This window comes from Pontixanthobacter luteolus, from assembly GCF_009828095.1.
In the GTDB taxonomy this organism is placed as follows: domain Bacteria; phylum Pseudomonadota; class Alphaproteobacteria; order Sphingomonadales; family Sphingomonadaceae; genus Pontixanthobacter; species Pontixanthobacter luteolus.
Window position 1 is genome coordinate 595001 of the sequence record NZ_WTYP01000001.1, and the last position, 25645, is coordinate 620645.

Sequence of the window (25645 nt, forward strand, 5' to 3'; positions counted from 1 at the left end):
GCGCCGTGGCCCGGACATTGTCTTTCCTGGCATCATCTTTCCTCGCGCTGCTCGGCGCCTTGGCGCTTGTGGCCGCATCACCGGCTGGCGCGCGCCAGATAGTCGGAGCGTCAGAGCCCGCCGATATATCGGTCACCATGTACCGCGATCCCGACCGGGGTGCGGATGAAGCGATGGACGGTGATTGGCCGGAAGGCTTCGCCATGATTTCGGAGGTCCGGACGGTAACTTTGCCGCAAGGGCAATCGACTATCCGGTTCGAAGGCGTGGCAGAAGGGATGGTTGCTGTCACCGCGATTGTTACCGGTCTGCCGGGCGGCACGATCGAGAAGAACCGCAACGCGGACCTTCTTTCCCCTGCGGCGCTGCTCGATGGCACACTGGGCAACCGGGTCCGGATCACGCGTACAAACCCTGCGACAGGTATCAGCGCCTCACAATCCGCCATCGTCCGCACGCGTGCCGATGGCGGCCTCGTGCTTCAGACAGACGATGGCTTCGAAGCAGTGCGGTGTTCGGGTCTGCCGGAAAAACTGACTTTCGATAAAGTGCCCGCGGGCCTTTCCGCGCGCCCGGTTTTCAGCATCGACACGCGCGACGATACGGGCGGCACCTATCAGGTCACGCTGACTTATCTGGCTTGGGGCTTTGACTGGGAGGCGCATTACGTCGCCACACTGGACAGGTCAGGTGCCAAGGGCGAGGTTGGCTTGCGGCTGCTGTCGTGGCTGACGCTGCTCAATGACAACGGGCAGAGTTTTAATGACGCAAACCTGATGGCGGTCGCCGGGAAGCTGAACGTTGAAAGCGATTTTCAAAGCCTCTCAGATCCGCCGCAGGCGCGGCCGATGCGTCTGACCTGCTATCCGCTGGGCAGCACCGCTGATGGCACTCCGATCCGCCAGATGATGCCGTCTCCGCCGCCTCCTCCCGCTCCGCCAATGTATGCATCCGATACAATTGTGGTGACCGGATCACGTGTCCAACGCAAGATGATGGAATCTCCCCTCGCTCTTGCAGCAATCGGAATGCAGGCGGGCGAAGAGCAGTTGGGCGATCTCAAATTGTACCGCGTGCCGGAAAGGGTGAGCGTTTCAGCGAAGGGCCTGAAGCAGGTCGCGTTCCTGAATAAGGACAAGGTTCGCGGGGAATTCTTCTACCGGACAAGCTGCGCACCCTTTGACTATTTTGACGACGAGCTCGAACCGGCAGAATTGATGTTCTTTACCAAGAACGATGATGAGCATGGGCTGGGTGTGGCAATGCCGATGGGCGGTTTCACCCTGTTCGAACCATCCTCTGCCGGTGATCTGTTGGTCAATGAACAGACGATCCGCGATTATGCCAAAGGTCAGGAGATCGAACTTACTCTGGCGCAAAGCACCAATGTGTTTGCTGAATGCTCTGCGACGACACGAGGCGACCCTGATACCGGCAAATGGCATAATATGAAGGCCAAGATTTCCAATGCCAATTCAGAGCCGGTTCGCCTCCGTCTCGTGCTGGGCGCAGCTGGCCAATGGGAAACCCGCCGAACACCTGCGAAGGTCCGGATCAAGGATGGTGCGCAGATCATGGAAGTGCGCGTGCCGGCGGGGAAAACCCGTGAGTTCAGCTGGCAGATCCGCACGCCCGGTGCCTGACACACCTTTGCAATTTAGGGCCTGAAGATTTGTAAAGCGCGGTAGCCCGGGCGAATAACCACCGCCGGGCGGCTCGGAAAACGGCCTTTCACAATAAAAATTCGTTCCCCCCTTGTTCTACCGGAACAAAGTGGGTACATACTCCAACAGTTGATGAGTTTATCACCGACCTAGGCAACCGATGGAGCGCATGTCATGGCAGCAAGTCTAAAGCTGGTAGAAGGTAAGGAAAAGAACGTGGACCGTCAGAAGGCGCTCGACGCGGCACTCGCACAGATTGACCGCGCATTTGGTAAGGGTTCGGCGATGAAGCTGGGCTCGAAAGAGGCGATGAACGTCGAATCGATTTCGACCGGTTCGCTCGGTCTCGACATTGCTCTTGGCATCGGCGGTTTGCCGAAGGGGCGGGTCATCGAAGTTTACGGGCCGGAAAGCTCGGGCAAGACCACTCTCGCGCTGCATGTATTGGCAGAAGCGCAGAAGGCTGGTGGCAGCGTTGCATTCGTCGATGCAGAGCACGCCCTGGACCCGGTTTATGCCAAGAAGCTTGGCGTCGATATTGATGAGCTGATCATTTCTCAGCCCGATACCGGTGAGCAAGCGCTGGAAATTACCGACACGCTGGTCCGGTCCAACGCGATTGATGTTCTGGTCGTCGATTCGGTTGCGGCGCTTGTGCCCCGGGCCGAGATTGAGGGCGAAATGGGCGACAGCCATGTCGGTTTGCAGGCCCGCTTGATGAGCCAGAGCCTGCGCAAGCTCACCGGCTCGATCAACCGTTCGAAGTGCATGGTGATCTTCATCAACCAGCTGCGCATGAAAATTGGTGTGATGTACGGTAATCCGGAAACCACCACCGGTGGTAACGCGCTGAAATTTTATGCTTCGGTACGCCTCGACATCCGCCGCACGGGTCAGATCAAGGACCGCGACGAAGTCATTGGCAACTCGACCCGCGTCAAAGTGGTCAAGAACAAGGTCGCACCGCCATTCAAGCAGGTCGAATTCGATATCATGTACGGCAAGGGTATTTCCAAGACCGGCGAGATTCTCGATCTGGGCGTCAAGGCCGGACTGGTCGAGAAATCGGGTTCGTGGTTCTCCTATGACTCGGTCCGCATCGGACAAGGGCGTGAGAATTCGAAGAATTTCCTCGATGAGAATGTAGAGATGCGCGACAAGTTGGAAGCTGCGATCCGCGGCCGCACCGACGAGGTCGCCGAAGAGATGATGACAGGCCCGGACACGGAGGCCAGTGACGAGGACTGATCACAATCTCTTCAAGCGGACGACCAGTTGGGAGCTAGATCTCCAGCGTCCGGGAAAATGGATAACCGGTGCGGTGCCTTTCTGGCCCGCGCCGGTTTTTCTTTGTTGAGATACGCAATTGAGGCATCGAGCGAGTAAGCTAATTCGCAGCGTTACTTTCCGTTACCGATGCCAGTGGGTTGACGCGGAAGATAAATCGCTGTGCAATCGCCGCAGGAGAATGTTGATGTGGCGGGGCGCTAAGAAATGACCAGCAAAAGCGATTGGCAGACGCGAGTAGGCGTCTCTTGGGCCTCTGAATGGGAGCGCACCGACCGAAGCTTCGGCGTGCTCACCGACCAGCTGATGGCCAAGCTGAGCGAACGCCCGATCATGCGCGCTCTCGATATCGGATGCGGAGCCGGCGAGATGTCACTGGCGCTTGGCCGCGGCCATCCGGGTGCCGAAATTGTCGGCGTCGATGTCAGCGAGGAATTGATCGAGGTCGCCCGCCATCGCGGATCGCGGCTGGGCAATGTGTCCTTCGAATTGGCCGATGCGGGAGAATGGCAACGCGATAATTTTGCGCCCGACCTGCTTTTTTCCCGTCATGGGGTGATGTTCTTTCCCGATCCGGTTGCCAGTTTTTCACACCTTGCAAGCATCGCGGCCCCCAACGGTAGGCTGGTGTTTTCTTGCTTCCGCGCGCTGGAGGACAATCTGTGGGCAGAACGTATCGAAAGCTTCTTGCCACCGGGCACAACCTATCCGCCAGATCGCTTTTCACCTGGTCCATTCGCATTCGCGGACCAGTCGCACGTTGATGGCGTGCTGCGCGATGCCGGCTGGATCGACATCAACTTCATTCCGGTCGATTACGCCTATATTGCGGGCACTGGTCCGGATGCGGTGGAAGATGCAGCAGAATTTTTCCAGCGTATCGGGCCTGCGGCGCGGGCATCCCGCAATCTGGACACGCATGACCATGCCCATTTTCTGGCCCGTATGCGGCGCTTCCTCGCGAACAATGTCGTAGATGGTATCATCGCCCTGCGTGCTGGCGCATGGATCGTCAGTGCCCGGCTTGCTCGTGGATAAGGTGGCCGATTTTCGGCACGCGGAGCAAACCGGGCGTTTATCGGCTTGTCGCTGATGCGCTGAGACCCTAATTGCAGGCCATGCAATCGACTAACGACATTCGCCGCTCTTTCCTCGATTATTTCGGGGGCATGGACCATGCCGTCGTGCTCAGCGCACCATTGGTTCCGTATAACGACCCTACACTGATGTTCGTGAACGCGGGTATGGTTCCGTTCAAGAACGCTTTTACCGGGCTCGAAACACCGCCGGCACCGCGTGCGACAAGCTCGCAGAAATGCGTTCGCGCAGGCGGAAAGCACAACGATCTCGACAATGTCGGTTACACGGCGCGGCATCATACGTTTTTCGAAATGCTGGGAAATTTCTCTTTCGGCGATTACTTCAAGGAACAGGCGATCGAGAATGCCTGGAACCTGTTGACGAAAGAATGGGGCCTGCCAGCGGACAAGCTGACTGCCACCGTCTATCATACCGATGACGAGGCGTTCGACCTGTGGCGCAAGATTGCCGGACTGCCCGAAGAGCGCATCATCCGGATCGCGACCAATGATAATTTCTGGTCGATGGGCGATACCGGTCCATGCGGACCGTGCAGCGAGATTTTCTATGATCACGGCGAGCATATCCCGGGTGGCCCTCCCGGATCGCCCGATGAGGATGGCGACAGGTTCATCGAGATATGGAATCTCGTTTTCATGCAATTCGATCAAGGCGCAGACGGAGAACGCTCGCCTCTGCCGAAACCATCGATCGACACGGGCATGGGGCTGGAGCGGATCGCTGCGGTCATGCAGGGCGTGCATGACAATTACGATACCGACACCTTCAAAAGCCTGATTGCTGCATCAGAAAGCCTGACCGGCGTGGCCGCCTCTGGCGAACATCAGGCGAGTCACAGGGTCATCGCAGATCATTTGCGGTCGACCGGTTTCCTGCTCGCTGACGGGGTTTTGCCATCGAATGAAGGTCGCGGTTATGTTTTGCGGCGCATCATGCGCAGGGCCATGCGCCACGCTCACATTCTGGGCGCGAAACAGCCGCTCATGCACCGCCTGGTGCCGGAACTGGTTGCCGAGATGGGGCAGGCCTATCCGGAACTGCAACGCGGCCAGGCTTTGATCGAGGAAGTGCTGGAGCGTGAGGAGACACGCTTCCGCCAGACCTTGGATAAAGGTCTGCGACTGCTGGACGAAGCCACCGGCGAGATGGCGGAAGGCGACGAGCTGGACGGGGAAACCGCGTTCAAGCTCTACGATACGTTCGGCTTCCCATATGACCTTACCGAAGATGCCCTGCGCACACGCAATATCGGTGTCGACCGACCCGGCTTCGATGCCGCGATGGAGCGTCAAAAGGCCGCCGCGCGCGCCGCATGGAAGGGTTCTGGCGACACAGCTTCGACGGAAATCTGGTTCGACATTGCCGAACGCGAAGGCAGCACCGAATTCACCGGATATACCGCGACCACGGGCGAGGGCCGGGTTGTCGCGCTGGTCAAGGATGGGGCAGAGGTGCAATCCGCTGGCGAAGGCGAGACGGTGACCGTGCTTACCAACCAAACGCCATTCTATGGCGAAAGCGGCGGTCAGTCCGGTGACGTTGGCAGCATCTGGACACCAGAAGGCCTGAAGGCATCTGTTTCGGACACATCCAAGCCACTCGGCCGCTTGCACACCCACCAGGCCACAATCGACGCGGGTGAAATCGCCGTCGGTGATACGGTCCATCTTGATGTAGATGCTGATCGAAGAGACCGGATCAGAGCAAATCATTCTGCCACGCATCTCATGCACGCCGCGCTCCGCAATCGCCTTGGGGAACACGTTACGCAGAAGGGGTCGCTGGTTGCCGAGGACAGGCTTCGCTTCGATTTCTCGCATCCCAAACCGATGACTGCGGAAGATATCGCTGCGATCGAAGCAGAAGTGAACGCAGAAATTCGCGCGAACGACCCGGTCCAGACCAGATTGATGAGCCCTGATGATGCGGTCGAGGCAGGAGCTCTTGCCCTGTTTGGTGAAAAATACGGCGACGAGGTCCGCGTTCTTTCCATGGGGCGCAAGACTGATGGAGAGCGCAATTTCTCGGTCGAATTGTGCGGCGGAACGCACGTGAACGCGACTGGCGATATCGGTGTGTTTCGCATCGTGTCGGAATCGGCGGTATCGTCAGGTGTGCGGCGGATAGAGGCGCTAACCGGTGAAGCAGCGCGAAACTGGTTGGTCGACCGTGAAGAGGCACTGAAAGAAGTCGCCGGCACGCTGAAAACATCGCCTGACGAAGTGGCCGGCAGGGTCGCGGCACTGGTTGATGAGCGCAAATCGTTGGAAAAGGAATTGGCCGAAGCCCGCAGGCAGCTCGCGCTTGGTGCGGGTGGGGCGGGCGCTGGCCCGGCTGACGAAGAGATCGCTGGTACGAAGTTTTCCGGTCAGGTTCTGGATGGTCTCAATCCAAAAGAGCTGCGCGGACTGCTGGATGAAGCAAAGTCGAGGCTCGGCTCGGGTGTCGCTGCCGCAGTGGCAGTGAACGATGGGCGCGCGACATTTGCAGTCGCGGTCACTGACGACCTAACCGGCCAGTTCGATGCGGTTGCACTGGTCCGTGCCGGTGTCGAAGCATTGGGCGGGAAGGGCGGCGGGGGCCGCGCTGATATGGCCCAAGGCGGCGGACCAGACGGAAGCAAGGCCGAGGAGGCGCTTGCTGCCGTACGGGCCCAATTGGCTGCCTGAGATCAGCCGGAAGCGTTTTCGGTTTCCGGCTCGCTACCACGAGAGACGTCGTGGCCAATGTTGCGGTCCTGACGGCCACTGCTGCTCACGCTGCCGTGGCTTTCGTCCTGAACGTTCTGAGGTTTGAATTTCTCGTCGTTCGAAACCGGCTTCGATGGGTCTTGCTTGCTGCTCATTGAAAATCTCCTTCGATTTTTCAACGGACTGGAGCAAGATTGGTTTCGAGATAGTCAGCTTTCGGCGGTCGAAGTCCTGAGTTTCGGCTTGTAATCCAGAGCGCCCTTTTCTTCGATCTGCGCGCGAAATTCGTCCCGTTTTTCGTGAATTGACGCGATTACCGGACCCATCGCAACGCCGATATCGACGAGCACAGCCTCTGACAATTGAAGCGAGCTTTCCAGCGTTTCCGGCACTGCGTGGCTGGCACCGGCGCGGTAAAGCTGGGCTGCGTGCTCCGTGTCGCGGGCGCGGGCTACGATCAGTAGATCAGGGTGCTCCTTGCGCAGCTTGCGCGTGAGTCGTTCAGCCAGAACCGGTTCGTCCATGGTCAGGACCACTGCGGGGGAACGGTCCACGCCGAGCCTTGTCATCGCGTCGCCGCGGGCCGCATCGCCAAAGGTCGCCCGGTAGCCCTTGCGCTTGGCCGATTCGATCAGATCGGCATCTGCATCAATGGCGATATAGGGCTTGCCGTGAGCATCCAGCATTTGTGCAATCAGCCGTCCGACACGCCCCGCGCCGATGATAATCACAGGCGGTGTCGTATGGTCGACATCTTCTAGTTCTGGCGCTGGTTCAACTCGCCTCGCGATCACACGGCCCAGCCGGGCAAGCAGCGGAGTGATGGTGAGCCCGATGGCCGTTACGATTTGCCAGAACTGCGCGGTGCCCGGCTGGATCAGCATGGCTGAACTCGCCGCAGCAAGGACGATCAAGGTCGTTTCCGACGGGCTGGCCATCAGAATACCGGTTTCTGCCGCAGTGCTCCTGCGCGCGCCCATCATCCGCAGCAGCGACCCGGTGACAAATGCCTTGAAGGTCAGCACGCTGACGACCGCGACCAGAATTGGCCACCAATTGGACCAGATCGTGGTCAGGTCGATGCTCATCCCGACGGTGATCAGGAAGATACCAAGGGCGAGCCCCTTGAACGGCTCCATGATCCCTTCGACCTCGCCGTGATATTCGGTCTCGGCAATCAGCAGGCCAGCAATGAGCGCGCCGACGATGGGCGAGAGGCCAACCACGGAAGTCGCCAGACTGGCACCGATGACGACGAGCAGGCTGGCGGCCAGAAACAGTTCAGGGCTTTTGGTGCGGGCAGCTTGCGCAAATAGCCGGGGCAGGGCCACACGGCCGATGACGAGCAAGGCAGCAACCACCAGTCCGCCCTGCCAAAGGGTGGTGATCATTCCTTCCCAACCTTCGCCCTGCGCATTGGGTGCCATCGCACCGAGGATGAAGATGATCGGAACGATCATGATGTCTTCGAACAGGAGCATGGACAGCGCAGCGCGCCCAACGGGTGACGATGTGCCGGAAATCGGCAAGACGATCGCCGTTGACGAGAAGGCGAGGGCAAAGCCCAGCGCCAGCGCGCCGGTCCAGTATTGGCCCATCATGGCCAGCGCAATCGCCAGCATGGAGCCGATAATGAGCAGTTCCAGCGCGCCCAGGCCGAACACCAGCTTGCGCATTTGCCACAGGCGTTTGAAGGACAGTTCCAGCCCGATGGTAAACAGCAGCAGGATTATCCCGAATTCCGCGTAAGGCTCCAAAGCCTCAGGGTCGGTGATAGTCACGTAAGAGAGCCAGGGTGCGTCGAAGACCAGCTTACCCAGGCCGAATGGCCCAACGGCAATCCCGATCAGGATGAAACCGATCACCGGAGTAATCCGGAAACGCGTGAACACCGGGATGACAAGCCCGGCAGCGCCGAGAATCACCAGCGCGTCACCCATTGACGAAGTATCGAGTTCCCCAGCCATTGCTGCAGCTTACCGTGCGCTTCTGCCTATGTCACCGCAAAGCTGCGGCTTAGCCACCGCCTGCTGAGTGTGTTCCGATCGGTGCGCGGCGCGGTTTCGTGCGGCCCGGGTGATCGCCAGCCTCATCCCATTCGATGCGGTAAAGGTCGAACCTTCTGTCTGCCAGGTTCCTGACTGTGCCTTCGGCTCGTGCCCAGCTCAGATCGGCGAGGTTGATATCGCTGATGGTCAGCGTTTCCACATTCTCGCTCGCTTCCGCCGCGATGCCATCGCGCGCAAACGGGAAATCGCACGGGGTGAGGATGCAGCTCTGTGCGTACTGGATGTCCATGTTCGCGACGTTGGGCAGATTGCCGACATTGCCGGACAGGACAACGAAGCACTGGTTTTCAATCGCGCGGGCCTGGCCGCAATAGCGGACCCGCAGGTAACCCTGGCGGCTATCGGTACAGAACGGCACGAAGATAATGCGCGCGCCTTCGTCGGCCAATCGGCGCGACAGCTCGGGAAATTCGCTGTCATAACAAATCTGGACGCCAATCGGGCCGCAATCGGTCTGGATCACATCGATGCTGTCACCGCCCTTGATGTTCCACCAGTAACGCTCGTTCGGGGTGGGGTGGATCTTTTCCTGTTCGTGCACCGATCCGTCGCGCAGGCAGACATAGGCTACGTTGTGAATATCGCCGTCTTCCATCCGTGTCGGGTGCGATCCGGCGATGATGTTGATGTTATATCGCATGGCGAAATCGGAAATGTCGGATTTCAGGCGCGGCGTGTATTCGGATAGACGCTCGATCGCCTCGACCGGGGACAGTTCCTTCTTCTCGAAACTGAGCAGCATAAGCGTGAACATTTCCGGAAAGACAATGAAGTCTGCCTCGTAGTCGCTTGCAACATCGACGAAATATTCGATTGCACCCATGAACTCGTCGTAATCCTTGACCGCACGGGCCTGCAATTGACAGGTCGCGACACGGACAGCCTCGACACCGCGGGGAAGGCGTTTTTTCACTGGCTGGTCGCGGTCCACGTAAGGGTTGCGCCATACCATCATCACTGCATTGCCTTCCGACCTCTTGTCTTCGGGCAGATAGTTTTCAAGAATGCGTTCCGGCTCGAAACCATTGGCGAGTTGGAAACGCAGGACCGGATCGTGGATCTTGGTGGCCAGCACCTGATCCAGGTAATCCTGCGGACTTTCGGCGCGGTTGGTCTTGCGCCTCCGCGCCCGTGAATAACCGGGCATCCTCCCGCCGAAAACGATCCCGGTGAGGTCTCTTTCCTCTGCCAGTGCGCGGCGTTCTTCATACAGTCTGCGCCCGATGCGGACGCCGCGAACCTTGGGGTCTACGCACATCTCGTAGCCATACAGCCAGTCCCCGGTCGGATCGTGGCGACTGCCATAACCGTTGCCGGAAATCTCGTCCCAATTATGGTCGGCGAACACCACCGGTTCGGGAAGCTGCATCGACGCGCAGTATCCGACAACCTCGTCATCCAGCAGCGCGATGAAGCAGCCTTCGGGGAAGTTGTTGATTTGGCCCCGGATTTCGCCCTGGGTGTAGGGGGGCAGCTCTGTATAGGCTCGGCGGATCAACGCAGAGATCCCTCGCACGTCCTTCGCCCGGGCGTTGCGGATTTCCAGACGACGCTTGCCAAACTTTTCGGCTGTTTTGCGGGGCTTCTTGGTGCTTGGCGCTGATTTGCTGGTGGTCACAGAATTCTTTCACTTTTGGGCTGTCTGATACCGAACCGCCATTAGCAGACGAATGTTCCCGCGCACAGCGAAGCCGGGCGCTCGTTTGGTCCGCGCACAAAAAAGGCGGGCACCGGATCATCCGGTACCCGCCCTCTGATTTGATGGCAGTGGTGCTTAAGCAGCCATTGCCTTTTCGAGGTTGTTCACAATCGCCTCGAAGAACTGTTCCGTGGTCAGCCAGTTCTGCTCCGGGCCGATCAACAGCGCGAGATCCTTCGTCATCTGGCCGCTTTCGACGGTCTCGATGCAAACACGCTCGAGCGTTTCGGCAAATTCGACGACTTCTGGCGTGTTATCGAACTTGCCGCGATACATCAGGCCGCGGGTCCACGCGAAGATCGATGCGATCGGGTTGGTCGAAGTGGCCTTGCCTTCCTGATGCTGGCGATAGTGGCGCGTCACGGTACCGTGGGCGGCTTCTGCCTCTACCGTCTTGCCGTCGGGCGTCATCAGAACCGAGGTCATCAGACCCAGCGAGCCAAAGCCCTGCGCGACGATGTCGGACTGAACGTCGCCGTCATAGTTCTTGCAGGCCCAGACGAATTTGCCGCTCCATTTCAGAGCTGCTGCGACCATGTCGTCGATCAGACGGTGCTCGTAGGTCAGGCCGTGCTTGTCGAAATCAGCCTTGTATTCCGCCTCGAACACTTCCTGGAACAGATCCTTGAAGCGGCCATCGTATTTTTTGAGGATGGTGTTCTTGGTCGAGAGATAGACCGGCCATTTGCGGTCAAGCCCGTAGGCGAAGCTTGCGCGGGCGAAATCGCGGATCGAATCGTCGAGGTTGTACATCGCCATCGCGACGCCGCTCGATTCGAATTCGAACACTTCGAGGTCGATGTTCTTGCCGTCTGCACCTTCGAACACGAGGCGCAGCTTGCCGGCACCGGGGATGAGGGTGTCGGTCGCACGGTACTGGTCACCAAATGCGTGACGACCCACGACGATCGGGTCGGTCCAGCCGGGTACGAGACGCGGCACGTTGTCGATTACGATCGGTTCACGGAAAACCACACCGCCCAGAATGTTGCGAATCGTGCCGTTTGGCGAACGCCACATTTTCTTGAGGCTGAATTCCTCAACGCGGGCTTCGTCAGGGGTGATGGTCGCGCATTTTACGCCGACGCCGTGTTCCTTGATTGCATTTGCTGCATCGATCGTGATCTGGTCGTCCGTTTCGTCGCGCTTTTCGATCGAGAGGTCGTAATATTTCAGATCGATATCAAGATATGGCAGGATCAGTCGCTCGCGGATCCACTGCCAGATGATCTTGGTCATTTCGTCGCCGTCGAGTTCGACAACGGGGTTTTTCACGGTGATTTTCGCCATGTGCTTCCTGCTACCTTTTCAAGAGTTGGCCGCGCTTTAGCAGAGGAGGCACTAGAGGCAAGGTTAGGCAGCCGAAAACACGAAAGGCGCCGCACATGCGACGCCTTTTGAGATGATGGTGGGCGTAGAGAGAGTTGAACTCCCGACCCCTGCAATGTCAATACAGTGCTCTACCACTGAGCTATACGCCCGCACCATCAAAATGCTGCCGAAACAGCAGGAGCGCCCTCTAGCCGCACCGAACAGGCCGCGCAAGAGGGTGAAAGGGATAAATTCGCGTTAGAGGCTGGCGGCTGCCGCATCCTCGAAAACGCGCTCAACCTCCAGCACGAGATCGCGCAGGTGAAACGGCTTCGAAAGAACCTTGGCAGTCGGCTGTTCGCGGCTTGCTTTCAGCGTCACCGCGGCGAATCCAGTGATGAACATCACTTTGGTCCGAGGGCTTACCTCGTTGCAGCGCTGGGCCAGCTCGATCCCGTCCATTTCAGGCATGACGATGTCCGACAGCAGCAGGTCGAAATGCTGTGTTTCGAGCAGCGGTACGGCCTCGGTACCGCGATCGACGGAAACCACCTCGTATCCGGCTTTTTCCAGAGCGCGTGCAAGGTAGCCGCGCATGGCTTCTTCATCCTCGGCCAAAAGGATTCGCAGTGCAGATGTATCCGTCATTCGAGGGCGTTTAGCCCAATTGGCTTAAGAAATCTTTGGCATTCGGCCAATTGGCCTGCTTTGACACAAATGTTTTGATGGTTCAGCACAGCGACCTGAAAACATGACCATCGAGGTTTCGGCCTGGCCGGCCCGCGATGCTTTTAGTCGAACCGCGCGAAAGGTGCGAAGAACAGTGATTCCAGGGACGAGAAAAGCTGCATTTTCGCTTTCCATGACCGACGATGTTCCGATTCCGGTTGTAGTGGCCGTGCCGCACGCCGGGCGTACTTATCCAGAAAACTTGGTTCAGCGGATGAGGCGTCCCGAATATTCGCAGGTGCGGCTGGAAGATCGTTACATCGATCATGTCGGCACTGCGGCTGCACGCCAGACGGGGGCAGGGCTGTTGCTGGCTCATGCCCCGCGCGCCATGCTCGACCTCAATCGGGCCGCCGACGACATGGACTGGGAAATGGTTGCTGGCGGTGCGAGCAGCCCCGCAAAACACTCAATCGCCAATCGCCGCGCACGAAGCGGACTGGGCTTGGTGCCCCGGCGTCTTCCCGGACTAGGGGAGATCTGGACAGGTCAGATGGAGCGTGCCGAACTGGATGCGCGGATCACCAACATTCATTCACCCTACCACTCGGCATTGGCGGAGATGCTGGAACGGGTCAGAGACAAATGGGGCGCGGCCTTGCTGGTTGACCTTCATTCGATGCCGCCTCTGCGCAAAATGCATGAGGATGATCGCGCGGCACAATTCGTGATCGGTGACCGGTTCGGGGCCAGCGCAGACGACCGGATTGTCGCCGCCGCACTTCAGAACCTGGCAGATCAGGGCGCCATTGTCGCCCATAACCGCCCCTACGCCGGCGGTTACGTACTGGATCGGCATTCGTCCCCGGGACGCGGGATTCACGCCATACAGCTGGAAGTTTGCCGTTCGACCTATCTCGATGGTTCTTTGACTACGACAACAGACAAGCTTCCTGAAGTCGCATCGGTCGTTGCGTCACTTGTGCGGGTTCTGGGCGAACTGGTTGCCCGACTGGGCCGTTCAGGCGCGCTGCCGCTCGCCGCCGAATAAGCCTTTCAGACAAGAAAAAACCACCTCGTGCAAATCGCACGAGGTGGCCAAGGTTCAGGGAGGAGGCACGCCGTGGCGTACCCATCCGGATGGCTATGAGGGGGGAGTGCCATCCGAATACTGTCCAAATAGTAAGGGGGCCGAAGCTCTTCAACCCCGGCCCACCTTCAAAATTGTATCAGTTTGTCGTGCGCTCAGGCGCCTGCAGCGGGTTCAGTCGCAGTCGGTAATCGCGGGCCTTTGCCCTGGCCGGTTTGGCGGGCAAAGATCGAACGCATCAGGTCGAGCGACATCATGTGGGCCTGCGACAAGGCAAGCATGCCGTTCTTGTTCCATTCACGAACCAGATCACCGCGAAGATCGGCGAACTTTTCCTGATTGATCATCTGGAAACCGCGATAAATGAACGGTTTGTCGGGACTATCATTCAGCGCAATCGAGATTTCGCCATCCATTAGCAAATCGTGCTTTTTCAGTTCGTCGACGAAAGCCTTGGTGCGCTGGCCTGCGCCTTCGAAATGTTCGCAGAACTGTAGAATACCCTGAGTGGTTTCAGACGGCTTGCCCTCGCTGTCGAACAGAGCTGTGCCTTCTTCGTACTCGCCCACCGCACCAACGGTCGGGTCGAAACAAAGCGACAGTTCTTCACTGTCGGGCTTCAGCTTGGCCAGCATGAACGGATAACGGCGAATGTAGGCAGGAAGGTAAATCGGGTCGGTCACCTTGCCGCTGTCGTCGACAAATACGTTTACACCTTCATTCAGGCCCATGAGCGCCAGTGGAAGTGGATTTTCGCCTGACGAAAAGACGATCGGAAAATAGCGCTGCGCCTGAACAAACTCATCGACGGTCAGCGGGATTGCGTGCGCACTCTTCAGCCACTCGGCGGAATCCATCGGACGGCTCTTCCAGTTCGCGTGATCGCGGCTGTTGAGCGGCATGAGGTCTTTATAAAACAGGGGCAGTTGGGGCTGCGGCGCGCTCGCCATGGACATTCTCCGGTAGATCTAATCAAGAAAACATATGTCTGGTGGACGACCAGTATTCGAGCGCCCTCCCATGTGAAGCGCGCGCTTTAAGGGTTCGTGCCCGAGCGCGCAAGCGGAACAAGTTTTCCGGGATTGAACAGACACTGCGGATCAAGCGCATTCTTGATCGTTTGCATGAGCGAGATCGAAACCGGGTCTCCGAGCCGTTCCAGTTCGGCAAGTTTCATTTGTCCGATACCGTGTTCAGCGCTTATCGATCCGCCCCATTCGGTAACAAGATCATGGACGAAGCTGCTGATTTTCTTGCCTTCTGCTTTTTCCCATTGCCCGGGAACCGCGTTAGGCGGGGCGATCACATGAAAGTGGACGTTGCCATCGCCAAGATGCCCGAATGCCACAGCCTTGGTCTCTGCGAAGCGTTCCTGAACCGCGGGCAGGGCGGCCGCGACAAAGTCCGCCATTTTGTCCACCGGAACTGAAATATCGTGTTGCATCGCCGGCCCGATTGCGCGTTCGGCAGAAGAAATCGAATCGCGCAAATGCCACATCTGTTCGGCTTGGGTTTCGCTGGCTGCGATGGTTGCGTCTTCAATCAGACCGAGTTCCAAAGCGCTTCCCAGAATGGTCTCTGCCAAATCGGGCAGAGCATCAGGCTTGTCCTTTGGCGCGGCGAGTTCGATCAACGCGTTCCACGGGTGCATTTCTGCCAGGGGAGCCTTCTGCTCGGGTTGATGGTTGAGGACCGCCTGTAAACTGTGCTGCGGAATGACTTCGAATCCTTCGAGTTGTTCGTTAGCCTGATCCTGGAAGTGCAGTAGCAATTTGCGCGCATCCAGAATGCTGGAGAGGCCCGCCCACATGACGGCGCGGCCGCCGATTTCGGGGAGCAAACGCAGGGTGGCCCCAGTCACAATTCCCAATGTGCCTTCCGATCCGATCAAAAGCTGCTTCAGATCGAAACCTCGATTGTCCTTTTTCAGCGGGGTTAGCGAATTGAAAATCTGGCCATCGGGCAGCACCGCTTCCAGTCCGGCGACCTGCGCGCGCATGGTCCCGTGGCGCAACACCTGTGTGCCCCCGGCGTTGGTCGAAATAAGCCCGCCAATGGTGGCAGAGCCCTTACCGCCGAGCGTCAACGGGAAACGAAGCCGCTTCGTCTCTGCGGCTTCGTGCAAGGTCTGCAGGATCACGCCCGCATCGCAGGTCACACTGCGTTCTTCTTCGTTGAGGGCGCGAATCGCATTCATTCTGCGCAGGCTGAGTATGATCGACTTGCCGCCTTCATCAGGGGTGGCGCCGCCAGACATTCCGCTGTTTCCGCCTTGCGGCACAATCGCGACGCCATGCCTGGTGCATATCCTGACAAGTGCAGCCACTTGTGCGGTGGATGCAGGAGAGGCCATTGCCAGCGCCGATCCGGAATAACGGCCGCGCCAGTCGGTCAGCCAGGGTTCCATGTCCTCGTAGTTGGAGGTTAGGCCCTTGGGTCCGAGTACAGAACCTGCTTCGCTCAGGAAGTGATCGAACTGGTGAGGAATCTTTTCTGCCATGCTGCACTCTATTGCACAGCGGATACATTGCGCACCACCACTTGCATGGTTTGGGTTTCCAATTAAGCCAACATTCAAGCTTCGCAGGTATAGAGGGCACACACACCGCCCTGCCAGTAAGCAAACATGGGGCGGATTGGGGAGTTACCTGACTGATTTATGCCAAGCCTGACCGTCTTGATAGCGCCATTGGTGCTTTTGCTGCCTGGTGCAGCCAGCGGCGAAGCTGCGGGTGATCAGCAGGCGCTTACGCCTCAGGCTCAGAGCGACCAACCGGTATTCAGCGATGACTGGCTCGGGCTGGAGGATGCAGGCGCGATGCCGATCCAGCGCCAGGTTCGAATCCAGCAGCGGGTTATCATCCGGGTGTCTCCGCGCAGCCCCAGCGTGCGTCAGAACCTGATGGCGGACCTGCCCCAGCGTGAGCGCCCTACAAAAGTCGTAGAACGCAAGATTGGCAAATGCGTTGATATGAGCAGCATCGCCGGCGTTCAGCCGACGCGCGATAACCGGCTGATGCTATACATGCGCGACCAACGCATGATTGCGGCAAATTTGGAAAAAGCGTGCTCTGCGCGTGACTTCTATTCCGGCTTTTATGTCGAGCCTAGCAAAGACGGGCGGCTTTGCATCGACCGGGACAAGCTGCAATCGAGGACCGGGGCGAAGTGCGAACTGAGCCGAATCCGGCAATTGGTTGCTGACTAGGCAGGCTCGCCGCTCTGGCTCCATGCCGCTCCAGTGCGGCAATTCTTGACTTTTCGCCGCCTTGCGCGCAGAGGCTGCGGCGGTTTTACGCTTGGGCACAGTGCCTTGGCGGAAACGGGCACCATGCCCTCGTTTATCCGGATAATCTATGTCATTTGCCGATCTCGGCCTTTCCGATGAGTTGTTAAAAGCGGTCGAAGAGGCCGGCTACACCGAACCTACGCCGATTCAGGAGCAGGCTATCCCTGCCATCCTGATGATGAAGGACCTGATTGGCATCGCCCAAACGGGTACGGGTAAAACCGCAAGCTTCGTCTTGCCGATGATCGACGTGATGGCTGCTGGCCGCCGCCGCGCACTGATGCCGCGGTCGCTCATTCTGGAGCCGACCCGCGAACTGGCTGCACAAGTTGCAGAAAACTTTGAAAAGTACGGTGCAAACCACGATCTGAAAATGGCGCTGTTGATCGGCGGCGTGCAGATGGGCGACCAGTTGAAGGCGCTGAACGAAGGTGTCGATGTCCTGATCGCAACTCCGGGCCGATTGATGGACCTGTTCGAGCGCGGCAAGATCATGCTCAACGGCTGCGAACTGCTGGTAATCGACGAAGCGGACCGGATGCTCGACATGGGCTTCATCCCTGATATCGAATTCATCTGCGACAAGCTGCCTGAAACCCGCCAGACGATGCTGTTTTCGGCAACAATGCCGCCGGTTATCAAAAAGCTGGCTGACAAGTTTCTGACTAACCCGAAACAGATCGAAGTGAGCCGGGCCGGTAACACGAACGAAAATATCACTGCGTTCAGGGTCAACGTCAAACCGCGCCAGAAGCGCGAAACGCTCGAATGGCTGCTGCGCAACGATCATGTCGATACGGCGATCATCTTCTCGAACAAGAAGACGACCGTTCGCGAATTGAACAAACAGCTTCAGCAAAGCGGGTTCAAAAGCGGCGAGATCCACGGGGATATCGATCAGGCGACACGTCAGAAAGAACTCGAAGGGTTCAAATCGGGCGATATCAATATTCTGGTGGCCTCGGATGTTGCTGCACGCGGCCTCGACATCAAGGGCGTCAGCCACGTATTCAATTATGATACGCCGTGGCACCCCGATGATTACGTCCACCGCATCGGCCGCACAGGCCGGGCAGGGGCAAAAGGCCGGGCTTTCACCTTTGTGACAGACGCTGACGCAGAAGCGATCGACAATGTCGAGAAGCTGACCAAGAGCAAGATCAAGGTCTTCGGCAAGGACGATGTCCGCGTAGAGCTGACTGAAGCGCCCAAGCCGCCGCGTGCGCCAAAGCCGAAGAAGGACGATGTTGGCGCTCCGAAGGAAACACGTTCGAGAAAAAGCGCTGACAGCGACGATCGCGAAGCTAAAGGCCCCAAAGAGGCACGGGACGAGCAACCCAGAAAGCCGCGCCGCGACAAGGCAGATCGCACTGATAAGCCGAAATCACGCCGCAATTACCGCGACGAGGATTCCGAGCCGGTACCCGCGGGCGAGTGGAATGGTCCCAAACCTGATTTCCTGAGCGTAGGGTTCGACTGACAGCTTAATCAGTGTCAGGATTGAAATTCTGCCGCCTTGGCGGGCGTGATGCACGCCTGCCAGTCGCAGCATGGCGACTGCGCAAGCAGCATGTATCAATCCGCTAGCGTCACGAAACTGTCGATGACCCGCTTGGTCCCGGCCTGTTCGAAATTGATTTCCAGCTTGTTGCCTTCTTGCGACATGACCGTGCCGTAGCCGAATTTGTCGTGAAACACGCGTGCGCCCAGCGCGATGTCCTGACGCGGTTTGGCGGCAAAGCTGGCAGCACTGCGGCGAGGCTCCTTAACCACTGCCGGCTGCTTGCTGTACCCACTGGAAAGCGCGCGCTGGAAACCCGGACCGCGGGTCTGGCTGCGCGCATTGCTGACATGGGCAAACGGATCGTCTGCTTCCGACCAGTTTGCGCGCCACAGCGACGCGCCGCCGGTCATGGTGGTTTCCTGATCGATATGTTCGTCAGGCAATTCTTCTATGAACCGGCTGGGTATCGAACTGGTCCATTGGCCGTAAATGCGGCGGTTGGCAGCGTGCAGGATGGTGCAGCGCCTGCGCGCCCGGGTGATCGCAACATACGCGAGCCGGCGCTCTTCCTCGAGACTGGCCAAGCCGCCTTCGTCGAGGGAGCGCTGCGAAGGGAATACACCTTCTTCCCAGCCGGGCAGGAACACATTGTTAAACTCAAGCCCCTTCGCCGCGTGCATCGTCATGATGGTAACCTTTTCCTCGTCTGGAGAGGCATCATTGTCCATCACAAGGCTGACATGCTCGAGGAAGTCGCCAAGCGTTTCGTATTCTTCCATCGCCCGCGCGAGCTCTGACAGGTTCTCGATCCGGCCAGCCGCTTCGGTCGAACGTTCGGCCTCCAGCATGGCGCTGTAGCCGCTTTCGTCGAGCACCGTGCGCAGCAGTTCCGACGGTGTGACATTCGGTTCCATCTCGCGCCAGCGGAGGAACTCGCGCATCAGCGCGGCGATGGTGTTTCCGGCACGCTTGGGCAATTCGTCGCTGTCAGCGAGTTGCAGCGACGCAGCAGCCAGGGGCAAGTTCGCCGCCCGCGCATATTGATACATTTTTTCCAGCGTTTTCGCGCCGAGCCCGCGTTTAGGCTGATTGTATATTCGTTCGAATGCCAGATCGTCTGCCGGCTGAGCAATCACCCTCAGATAGGCGAGCGCATCGCGGATCTCGGCCCGTTCATAGAAACGGAAACCGCCGATAATCCGGTAATTCAGACCGATCTGGATGAAGCGGTCTTCAAATTCGCGCGTCTGATATTGTGCGCGAACAAGGATTGCGATCTCGTCGAGCGGCGAACCTTCACGTTCGAGACGCTCGATCTCTTCGCCTACACGGCGAGCCTCCTCTGGCGCATCCCAGACACCGATCACGCGCACTTTGTCGCCGTTGGGAATTTCGGTCCACAAAGTCTTGCCCAGGCGCTGGCTGTTGGCATCGATCAGGCCCGATGCAGCCGCCAGAATCTGAGGGGTGGAGCGGTAATTCTGTTCCAGCTTGATCACTTTGGCGCCGGGAAAATCGCGGTCGAAACGCAGTATGTTGGCAACTTCTGCACCGCGCCAAGAATAGATCGACTGGTCATCATCGCCGACCACGCAGATATTCTTGCGCTCCTGAGCAAGCAGTCGCAGCCACAGATACTGAACTGCGTTCGTGTCCTGGTATTCATCGACCAGGATGTATTTGAAGCGTTTGCGGTACTGATCCAGCACATCGTGGTGCTGGCGGAAAATGTTCAGCACATGCAGCAGCAGGTCGCCGAAATCGCACGCATTCAGCGCTTTCAACCGGTCTTGATACTTGCGATAAAATTCCTGGCCGCGTCCGTTCGCATACGCCTCGTTATCGACTGCATCGAGATCGCCGGGATTAAGTCCGCGATTCTTCCATTGATCGAGCAGACCGGCCAGCTGGCGCGGCGGCCAGCGTTTCTCGTCCAGCTCCGCATCGCGGATCAATTGCTTGATCAGGCGCAGCTGGTCGTCAGTGTCGATGATGGTGTAATTGCTTTGCAGGCCAACCAGTTCGGCATGGCGGCGCAGCATTTTCGCAGCAATTGAATGGAAGGTGCCCAGCCAAGGCATACCTTCCACCGACGGTCCGATATGCTGCCCGACGCGCTCGCGCATTTCGCGTGCGGCCTTGTTGGTGAACGTGACGCACAGAATCTCACTCGGCCACGCCTTGCGCATGGCGACCAGGTGCGCCAGCCGCGCGGTCAGGGCAGCGGTCTTGCCGGTTCCTGCACCGGCCAGCATCAGGACCGGACCTTCGGTGGTGAGAACAGCATCCTTCTGGGGCGGGTTCAGACGTGCCGCATAGGCGGGGATATCGCCATTTCGGGTGGGCGCAGAAGGGGGAAGATGGTCGGTCATGGAATGGTGAACAGCTAGGGAACATGGACCGCAACTGCAAGTGTCCAGATGTGCCCTGACTTTGCCTGTTCGGAACCGATTTGGCCCGCCTCCGTTGACCCACCATCTAACGAAATTACCCAAGAGGTATTGAAATGAAGAAGTTTTTTCTCGCAGTAGTGGCTGCAGGCGTAACGATGACAAGCGGCAGTTTCGCTATGGCCAACCATCACGGCACCGATGCAAAATCTCCTGAAATCGTTGAGCGCAACGCCCGGGGCGTGGCCACCAAGGTGAAGATCGAAGGCAAGGTCTATGCAGTATGCATGGACGGAATGACCGATGGCTGCATCAATCCGCGTGCGGCGGGTCTCAAATGGGGCAACCGTCCGCTAGATTACTGGCCGGGCAAGCCTGCCAGCCAAATGGACTGAAGGTTCGTCGCGCACGCACCGGCTTTTGTTCGGTGCTGGTCGCAGACAGAGGGCGGTCGTGCCATGGCGCGGCTGCCCTTTTTCATGCGCTGTCACAGGGCGGTGAGCATGTTAAGCTTTGCGAAGAGAACAAGTCCATCTGGCGCAGTATATGATCTACCGCCGGCTTAGGCTTCACTCAGGCGCAGAAGCGTGATTTTTGCCTTGCCGACCTTGCGTTCGACATCGATCTCGAAATTCTTGACCGAAACGTCTTCTTTCAAGCCTGTTTCAAGTGCGATCCAAGTTGCCTCGTTGATCCAGCCCTGTCGTTGCATCTTGTCGAGGGCCACCATGCCCGCACCTGTATCATAGGGCGGATCAAGCATGATCAGGTCGAGCGGTTGCCGCGCAGATCCCAGACCCATGACTGATGCTGCCCTGACGTCCGATTTTTCGCGGGCGCCGAAGGCTGCGATATTGGCACGAATGGTCCTGAGCGCCTGTTCTTCCTGTTCGACAAACAGGCAGTGCGCCGCGCCGCGCGAAAGCGCCTCCAGCCCGAGCGCGCCAGACCCTGCAAACATATCGCCCACTGAAAGACCCTCAAAGGTGCCGAGGCGGCTTGTGAGCATGCTGAACAGGGTTTCGCGCGTGCGATCCGCAGTCGGACGCGTCGTTTCCCCTTTGGGAGCGGTAATTTTGCGGCCACGCCATTCGCCAGCGATAATTCTCATTTTCGCTTGGTCTCACGTGCGAGCTGCTTGCGATAACGTTCCACGTCGGACTGTTTGATCTCGGCAACCGTGCCGCGTTTGATATCGCCCAGAATGAAGGGACCATATGCCGTGCGCATGAGCCGGTTCACTTCGAGACCGAAATATTCGAGCACATTACGAACTTCGCGGTTCTTGCCTTCGGTCAGGGTCAGCTCGATCCACTGGTTACGCCCGGTCCGGCGCTCGAGATTGGCGTCGATCGGGCCGTAGTTGACGCCTTCGATCGTGATGCCGTCCATCAGGTCCTCCAGCTGCGCCTGGCTGATGTCACCAAATGCGCGGGCGCGATAGGTGCGCGGGATCCCGCTGCTGGGCAATTCCATCGCCCGCTTGAGTTCGCCGTCATTGGTCATCAGCAGCAGCCCCTCGGTATTGAGGTCGAGCCTGCCGACAGGCATCACCCGCGGCGCGTCCTTGGGCATCGCATTGACAAGCGCATCGTAAATCGTCCCGCGGCCGCTGAAATCACGCTCTGCAGTGAGCAGTCCCGGGGGCTTGTGGAAACAGAACAGGCGTGCCGCTTCGGGCTTGCCCACTGGCTTCCCGTCAACCGTCACGCCTTTCAGATCGGGAATGATCGTGGCGGCTGTTTCCAGAACCTTGCCGTCGATGGCAACGCGGCCATCGCCAATCATCCGCTCCACCTCGCGGCGGCTGGCAACGCCGGCACGGGCCAGCAGCTTCGCAATCCGGTGCCCTTCCGGCCGATCGCCACTGTTCGACGAATCTTCGGATTTGGGCGGGGTGGGGGTGATTTTGACCATGGCGCGCGGTTAGGCGTTCAATTCGCCGCGCGCAATGCTTCCTGCACCGTTTCGTGGAAGCGCAGGATGCCCGTTTCCAGCGTGCCCAGCGTAATCTGCGGCACTGCCCCTGTCTCGAGACCCTGCTGGCCCAGTTCGGCGGCACGGAAATCCTCGCTCGCAAAGACCCCGCCGTCGAGCAGCGCCCAGCTTCGTTCCCAATGATCGCGGGCCTTTTCGGTCGCGGGCTTTTCCGGGATCAGCATAAAGTCTTCGACCAGTGTCCGGTTATGCGCCTGCGGCATCAGAACCATCACATTCACATAGTCAGGGCTGGGGATGATGATGGTGGCGGGCAACAATTGATAGGCAAAGGTGATCACCCGCCGCAGCGCTTCCATGTCAGTCAGATCGACATGGTCCAGTTCTTCCTTGCGGCCAACGGCAGAGCGCGCGTGCGGGCCGATATGATCGCCCGACGTTATGCCGTCCTTGAAGAACGGCCCGATCGTTTTCGCGTGCAGCCGCGTTACATGGTAACTTTCAAGGAAGGCATCCATGATCAGTTTCCAGTTGCCGGCGACATCGTGGGTTTTTCGCCGGAACAGGTGCAAATCGTCCATCCCGAATGCAGCGAAATCTGCGCCCAGAGTTTGGGCGTCGCTGAAATCAGCGCCTTCAACGGGCGAGAACCAGATCAGCCCGCCCGCTTCAAAGCTGGGCAATTCGATCAGCGAATGTTCCGACTTCTCGAAGCCGGGAAATGTGTCGGGCCGGGGAAGGGCCAGCAGCTTCCCGTCCAGCTTGTAGGTCCAGGCGTGATACGGACATACCAGCCGCTTCGCGCACTGTATTTCCGTGCCTTCCACCAGCCGAGTGCCGCGGTGGCGGCAGACATTCAGGAAAACATGCGCCTTGCCCTCTGCGTCGCGGGTGATCAGCAGCGGGCGGCCTGTCTGGTCGTGCGGCACAGCCATTCCGGCTTCCGGTAGCAACGCGGAGGGCGCGATAACCTGCGGCAGCCGGCCGAAAAGAGCGGCTTTCTCACGCTCCCAATGATCCGGATCGGTATAGACCGACGCTGGCACATGGGTGACCCCTTGTGATTCGCGTTCTTCCTCCCTGACGATAGCCTCGGCCAGCGCCAACTGGCTGTCGGTGGGGCGGAATTTGTGCGGCTTGGTTCCAATCTCGTTCATGGCATTTGCCTCTATTGGCTTTCCTATTCGGCGAACCTAGCTAGTGTCGCACGAAATCGCGATAAGACAAAGAGGACGCAGGATTCATGGCCGCAGCACAAGCGAACGATAAGCCGGGTTGGCGCAGGGTTCTGGCGGCGCTCGGCAATCGCAAGGCCGGATTCATGCTGCTGTTCGGTTTCGCGGCCGGCCTTCCTTATGCGCTTTTGCTGGGCACCTTGTATGCGTGGCTTTCGGATGCAGAAGTTGATCTGGAAACGATGGGCGTGTTCTCGCTGATCGGTCTTGCCTATGCCTTCAAGTTCCTGTGGTCCCCTGCGCTTGACCGGGTGGATATTCCGCTGCTGCGGCGGCTGGGAAAACGCAAACAGTGGATCGTCACCGCACAGATCATGCTGGGGATTTTCCTTGTCGTACTGTCGACGCTGAATCCGCAAACGGCGCTCGGCTGGTTTTCGCTGCTTGCCGGTTTGGGCGCGTTCGCTTCGGCCACGCAAGACGTCGTGATTGACGCCTGGCGCGTCGATATCGCCGATGAAGTCGCGACAATCGATATCCTGTCGACTGTGTATCAGATGGGGTACCGGATTGCGGCGCTGGTCGGCGGCGCGCTCGCCCTGTTTCTGGCAGAACGGACCAGCTGGCCGACAGTCTACCTCACCATGGGGGCGATCCTGCTGGTTGTCGGTATCGCTGGCCTGTTCGCGCCTGACACCGACGCATCGGTAATCGAAACCAACGAAAGCGACCCGCATGGCCTGCGCGAGGCAGGTCAGCTTAGCCCGCGCATTCGCTTCATGGCGCTCGGCGCGGTCGGCCTGTTGTGGGGCTGGGCGCTGATTACGGTTGGCGTATTCATGGTCCGCTCGCTTGCCAGCGATCCGGGCGCGCGGCCGGATTCGGTGGCGTTCATTTCCACCATGGGGCCGCTGGTGGTTGTGGCGACTGTGGTCATCCCATCGCTGATCGCGGCATGGCTGGTACGGATCGAGAGAAAAGGCACCAACCTGCTCAAGCAGGCGGCACCTGCGACCTCGGCAGCGGACCGGATGCTCGATCACCTTTACCGAGCGCTTGTTCTGCCGCTGACCGATTTTGTCGGCCGGTTAGGCTGGGCGCTGGTTATCGTATTCGCTCTCGTGCTGACTTACCGGATTACCGACGCGATATGGGGCAGCTTCGCTTATCCATTCTACCTCGGCGAATTGCAGTACACGAAGGATGAGGTTGCGGTTGCGTCCAAGTTCTTCGGCGTCGGCGCGCTGATGATTGGCCTCGCGCTGGGCGGATATCTGCTCACCGTTTTGGGGCGGATGATGACGTTGACGCTGGGCGCGTTTCTGGCTGCTGCGACCAACCTGCTTTACGCCGACCTCGCGCGCGGCGGCGCGGTGATGCAAGCGGTGAGCGATGCCAGCGGCTTCACCTGGCTTGTATCTGAGCTTGGCGGCGATCCGCGGCTGGCGAAATTGATGATGGCCATCGCGGGCGAGAATATCGCTGTGGGGATCGCTGGTGCGGCCTTCGTCGCCTATCTCTCCAGCATTGTGGCAAAAGGCTATAGCGCGGTGCAATACGCGCTCCTTTCCTCACTAACTCTTTTGGTGGGCACGTTGGGTCGCGGTGCGCTGGGCAAGATGATCGAGGATCAAGGATATTTTGACGTGTTCATCCTGACGACGCTGATCGGTTTCTTTGCGGTCGCGCTGTGCCTGGTCGAATGGTGGCGGCAGTCGCGGCTTGGCAAGGCTGCGGGTATTGTTGCGCCCGGCGGCTGATCAGGAAAA

The 25645-nt window shown here is 58.8% G+C and carries 20 protein-coding genes and 1 tRNA gene; 9 read left to right on the forward strand and 12 right to left on the reverse strand.

What is annotated here, in order from left to right; translation table 11 throughout:
* Positions 1-5 precede the first annotated feature (5 nt).
* From GRI43_RS02850 to alaS, 4 genes are all read left to right on the forward strand, one after another.
* A complete protein-coding gene (locus GRI43_RS02850; protein WP_160729577.1) occupies positions 6-1643 on the forward strand; it encodes a DUF4139 domain-containing protein in 1638 nt (545 codons plus the stop codon).
* 195 nt (positions 1644-1838) lie between these two features.
* The gene (gene recA / locus GRI43_RS02855) at positions 1839-2912 is read left to right on the forward strand and encodes a recombinase RecA (RefSeq protein ID WP_160729578.1); all 1074 of its coding nucleotides are present in this window, start codon (positions 1839-1841) and stop codon (positions 2910-2912) included.
* 246 nt (positions 2913-3158) lie between these two features.
* Positions 3159-3989 (forward strand): class I SAM-dependent methyltransferase, encoded by an 831-nt coding sequence (locus GRI43_RS02860; protein WP_160729579.1) that lies wholly within the window; start codon positions 3159-3161, stop codon positions 3987-3989.
* 80 nt (positions 3990-4069) lie between these two features.
* Entirely contained in the window at positions 4070-6721 is a 2652-nt protein-coding gene (gene alaS / locus GRI43_RS02865) for an alanine--tRNA ligase (protein ID WP_160729580.1), read from the forward strand.
* Between the two features lie 2 nt (positions 6722-6723).
* On the opposite strand, the gene GRI43_RS02870 is transcribed toward alaS, so the two are convergent.
* The 6 genes from GRI43_RS02870 to cpdR form a co-directional block, all read right to left on the reverse strand.
* Positions 6724-6897: a hypothetical protein gene (locus GRI43_RS02870; protein ID WP_160729581.1), complete on the reverse strand. Its 174-nt coding sequence runs from the start codon at positions 6895-6897 to the stop codon at positions 6724-6726.
* Between the two features lie 54 nt (positions 6898-6951).
* Positions 6952-8709: a cation:proton antiporter domain-containing protein gene (locus tag GRI43_RS02875; RefSeq protein WP_160729582.1), complete on the reverse strand. Its 1758-nt coding sequence runs from the start codon at positions 8707-8709 to the stop codon at positions 6952-6954.
* Positions 8710-8758: 49 nt separating this feature from the next.
* Positions 8759-10357, reverse strand: coding sequence for a bifunctional GNAT family N-acetyltransferase/carbon-nitrogen hydrolase family protein (locus tag GRI43_RS02880; protein WP_202391638.1), 1599 nt, complete (start codon positions 10355-10357; stop codon positions 8759-8761).
* Between the two features lie 228 nt (positions 10358-10585).
* On the reverse strand, positions 10586-11800 hold the full coding sequence (locus tag GRI43_RS02885; RefSeq protein WP_160729584.1) for an NADP-dependent isocitrate dehydrogenase: 1215 nt from the start codon (positions 11798-11800) through the stop codon (positions 10586-10588).
* A 116-nt stretch (positions 11801-11916) separates the two neighbouring features.
* A tRNA-Val gene (locus GRI43_RS02890) sits at positions 11917-11991 on the reverse strand.
* Between the two features lie 88 nt (positions 11992-12079).
* On the reverse strand, positions 12080-12469 hold the full coding sequence (gene cpdR / locus GRI43_RS02895; RefSeq protein WP_160729585.1) for a cell cycle two-component system response regulator CpdR: 390 nt from the start codon (positions 12467-12469) through the stop codon (positions 12080-12082).
* Between the two features lie 214 nt (positions 12470-12683).
* Here cpdR and GRI43_RS02900 point away from each other — a divergent pair, with 214 nt between their 5' ends.
* The gene (locus GRI43_RS02900) at positions 12684-13541 is read left to right on the forward strand and encodes an N-formylglutamate amidohydrolase (protein ID WP_160729586.1); all 858 of its coding nucleotides are present in this window, start codon (positions 12684-12686) and stop codon (positions 13539-13541) included.
* Positions 13542-13735: 194 nt separating this feature from the next.
* On the opposite strand, the gene GRI43_RS02905 is transcribed toward GRI43_RS02900, so the two are convergent.
* Complete coding sequence (locus tag GRI43_RS02905) at positions 13736-14530, reverse strand: SapC family protein (RefSeq protein WP_160729587.1); 795 nt, start codon at positions 14528-14530, stop codon at positions 13736-13738.
* Between the two features lie 86 nt (positions 14531-14616).
* On the reverse strand, positions 14617-16080 hold the full coding sequence (locus GRI43_RS02910; protein WP_160729588.1) for an FAD-binding oxidoreductase: 1464 nt from the start codon (positions 16078-16080) through the stop codon (positions 14617-14619).
* Between the two features lie 159 nt (positions 16081-16239).
* Between GRI43_RS02910 and GRI43_RS02915 the strand changes: the two genes are divergently transcribed.
* Together GRI43_RS02915 and GRI43_RS02920 are read left to right on the forward strand one after the other, a co-directional pair.
* Entirely contained in the window at positions 16240-16788 is a 549-nt protein-coding gene (locus tag GRI43_RS02915) for a hypothetical protein (RefSeq protein ID WP_235903586.1), read from the forward strand.
* A 148-nt stretch (positions 16789-16936) separates the two neighbouring features.
* Positions 16937-18349 carry a DEAD/DEAH box helicase gene (locus tag GRI43_RS02920; RefSeq protein ID WP_160729589.1) on the forward strand — a complete coding sequence of 471 codons (1413 nt, stop codon included), beginning with the start codon at positions 16937-16939 and terminating at the stop codon, positions 18347-18349.
* A gap of 95 nt (positions 18350-18444) precedes the next feature.
* Here the strand turns inward: GRI43_RS02920 and GRI43_RS02925 are convergent, their stop codons facing one another.
* Complete coding sequence (locus GRI43_RS02925; RefSeq protein ID WP_160729590.1) at positions 18445-20745, reverse strand: UvrD-helicase domain-containing protein; 2301 nt, start codon at positions 20743-20745, stop codon at positions 18445-18447.
* 134 nt (positions 20746-20879) lie between these two features.
* Between GRI43_RS02925 and GRI43_RS02930 the strand changes: the two genes are divergently transcribed.
* The gene (locus tag GRI43_RS02930; protein ID WP_160729591.1) at positions 20880-21158 is read left to right on the forward strand and encodes a hypothetical protein; all 279 of its coding nucleotides are present in this window, start codon (positions 20880-20882) and stop codon (positions 21156-21158) included.
* Between the two features lie 167 nt (positions 21159-21325).
* Here GRI43_RS02930 and rsmD read toward each other — a convergent pair whose 3' ends face one another.
* The 3 genes from rsmD to GRI43_RS02945 are packed head-to-tail and all read right to left on the reverse strand — an operon-like array spanning position 21326 to position 23858.
* Positions 21326-21874, reverse strand: a complete 549-nt coding sequence (rsmD, locus tag GRI43_RS02935; protein WP_160729592.1) for a 16S rRNA (guanine(966)-N(2))-methyltransferase RsmD — start codon at positions 21872-21874, stop codon at positions 21326-21328.
* On the reverse strand, positions 21871-22680 hold the full coding sequence (locus GRI43_RS02940) for a pseudouridine synthase (RefSeq protein ID WP_160729593.1): 810 nt from the start codon (positions 22678-22680) through the stop codon (positions 21871-21873). Before GRI43_RS02940 ends, rsmD begins: the two co-directional genes overlap by 4 nt.
* 17 nt (positions 22681-22697) lie before the next feature.
* The gene (locus tag GRI43_RS02945) at positions 22698-23858 is read right to left on the reverse strand and encodes an aromatic ring-hydroxylating oxygenase subunit alpha (RefSeq protein ID WP_160729594.1); all 1161 of its coding nucleotides are present in this window, start codon (positions 23856-23858) and stop codon (positions 22698-22700) included.
* Between the two features lie 86 nt (positions 23859-23944).
* Between GRI43_RS02945 and GRI43_RS02950 the strand changes: the two genes are divergently transcribed.
* Entirely contained in the window at positions 23945-25636 is a 1692-nt protein-coding gene (locus tag GRI43_RS02950) for an AmpG family muropeptide MFS transporter (protein WP_160729595.1), read from the forward strand.
* Positions 25637-25645: the final 9 nt, after the last annotated feature.

What these genes read in the sequence shown, in the direction of transcription:
- recA (WP_160729578.1), top strand. Translation starts at nt 1,839, where the DNA reads ATGGCAGCAAGTCTAAAGCTGGTAGAAGGTAAGGAAAAGAACGTGGAC.
- GRI43_RS02860 (WP_160729579.1), top strand. Translation starts at nt 3,159, where the DNA reads ATGACCAGCAAAAGCGATTGGCAGACGCGAGTAGGCGTCTCTTGGGCC.
- alaS (WP_160729580.1), top strand. Translation starts at nt 4,070, where the DNA reads ATGCAATCGACTAACGACATTCGCCGCTCTTTCCTCGATTATTTCGGG.
- GRI43_RS02870 (WP_160729581.1), bottom strand. Translation starts at nt 6,897, where the DNA reads ATGAGCAGCAAGCAAGACCCATCGAAGCCGGTTTCGAACGACGAGAAA.
- GRI43_RS02875 (WP_160729582.1), bottom strand. Translation starts at nt 8,709, where the DNA reads ATGGCTGGGGAACTCGATACTTCGTCAATGGGTGACGCGCTGGTGATT.
- GRI43_RS02885 (WP_160729584.1), bottom strand. Translation starts at nt 11,800, where the DNA reads ATGGCGAAAATCACCGTGAAAAACCCCGTTGTCGAACTCGACGGCGAC.
- cpdR (WP_160729585.1), bottom strand. Translation starts at nt 12,469, where the DNA reads ATGACGGATACATCTGCACTGCGAATCCTTTTGGCCGAGGATGAAGAA.
- GRI43_RS02900 (WP_160729586.1), top strand. Translation starts at nt 12,684, where the DNA reads ATGACCGACGATGTTCCGATTCCGGTTGTAGTGGCCGTGCCGCACGCC.
- GRI43_RS02905 (WP_160729587.1), bottom strand. Translation starts at nt 14,530, where the DNA reads ATGGCGAGCGCGCCGCAGCCCCAACTGCCCCTGTTTTATAAAGACCTC.
- GRI43_RS02910 (WP_160729588.1), bottom strand. Translation starts at nt 16,080, where the DNA reads ATGGCAGAAAAGATTCCTCACCAGTTCGATCACTTCCTGAGCGAAGCA.
- GRI43_RS02915 (WP_235903586.1), top strand. Translation starts at nt 16,240, where the DNA reads ATGCCAAGCCTGACCGTCTTGATAGCGCCATTGGTGCTTTTGCTGCCT.
- GRI43_RS02920 (WP_160729589.1), top strand. Translation starts at nt 16,937, where the DNA reads ATGTCATTTGCCGATCTCGGCCTTTCCGATGAGTTGTTAAAAGCGGTC.
- GRI43_RS02925 (WP_160729590.1), bottom strand. Translation starts at nt 20,745, where the DNA reads ATGACCGACCATCTTCCCCCTTCTGCGCCCACCCGAAATGGCGATATC.
- GRI43_RS02930 (WP_160729591.1), top strand. Translation starts at nt 20,880, where the DNA reads ATGAAGAAGTTTTTTCTCGCAGTAGTGGCTGCAGGCGTAACGATGACA.
- rsmD (WP_160729592.1), bottom strand. Translation starts at nt 21,874, where the DNA reads ATGAGAATTATCGCTGGCGAATGGCGTGGCCGCAAAATTACCGCTCCC.
- GRI43_RS02940 (WP_160729593.1), bottom strand. Translation starts at nt 22,680, where the DNA reads ATGGTCAAAATCACCCCCACCCCGCCCAAATCCGAAGATTCGTCGAAC.
- GRI43_RS02945 (WP_160729594.1), bottom strand. Translation starts at nt 23,858, where the DNA reads ATGAACGAGATTGGAACCAAGCCGCACAAATTCCGCCCCACCGACAGC.
- GRI43_RS02950 (WP_160729595.1), top strand. Translation starts at nt 23,945, where the DNA reads ATGGCCGCAGCACAAGCGAACGATAAGCCGGGTTGGCGCAGGGTTCTG.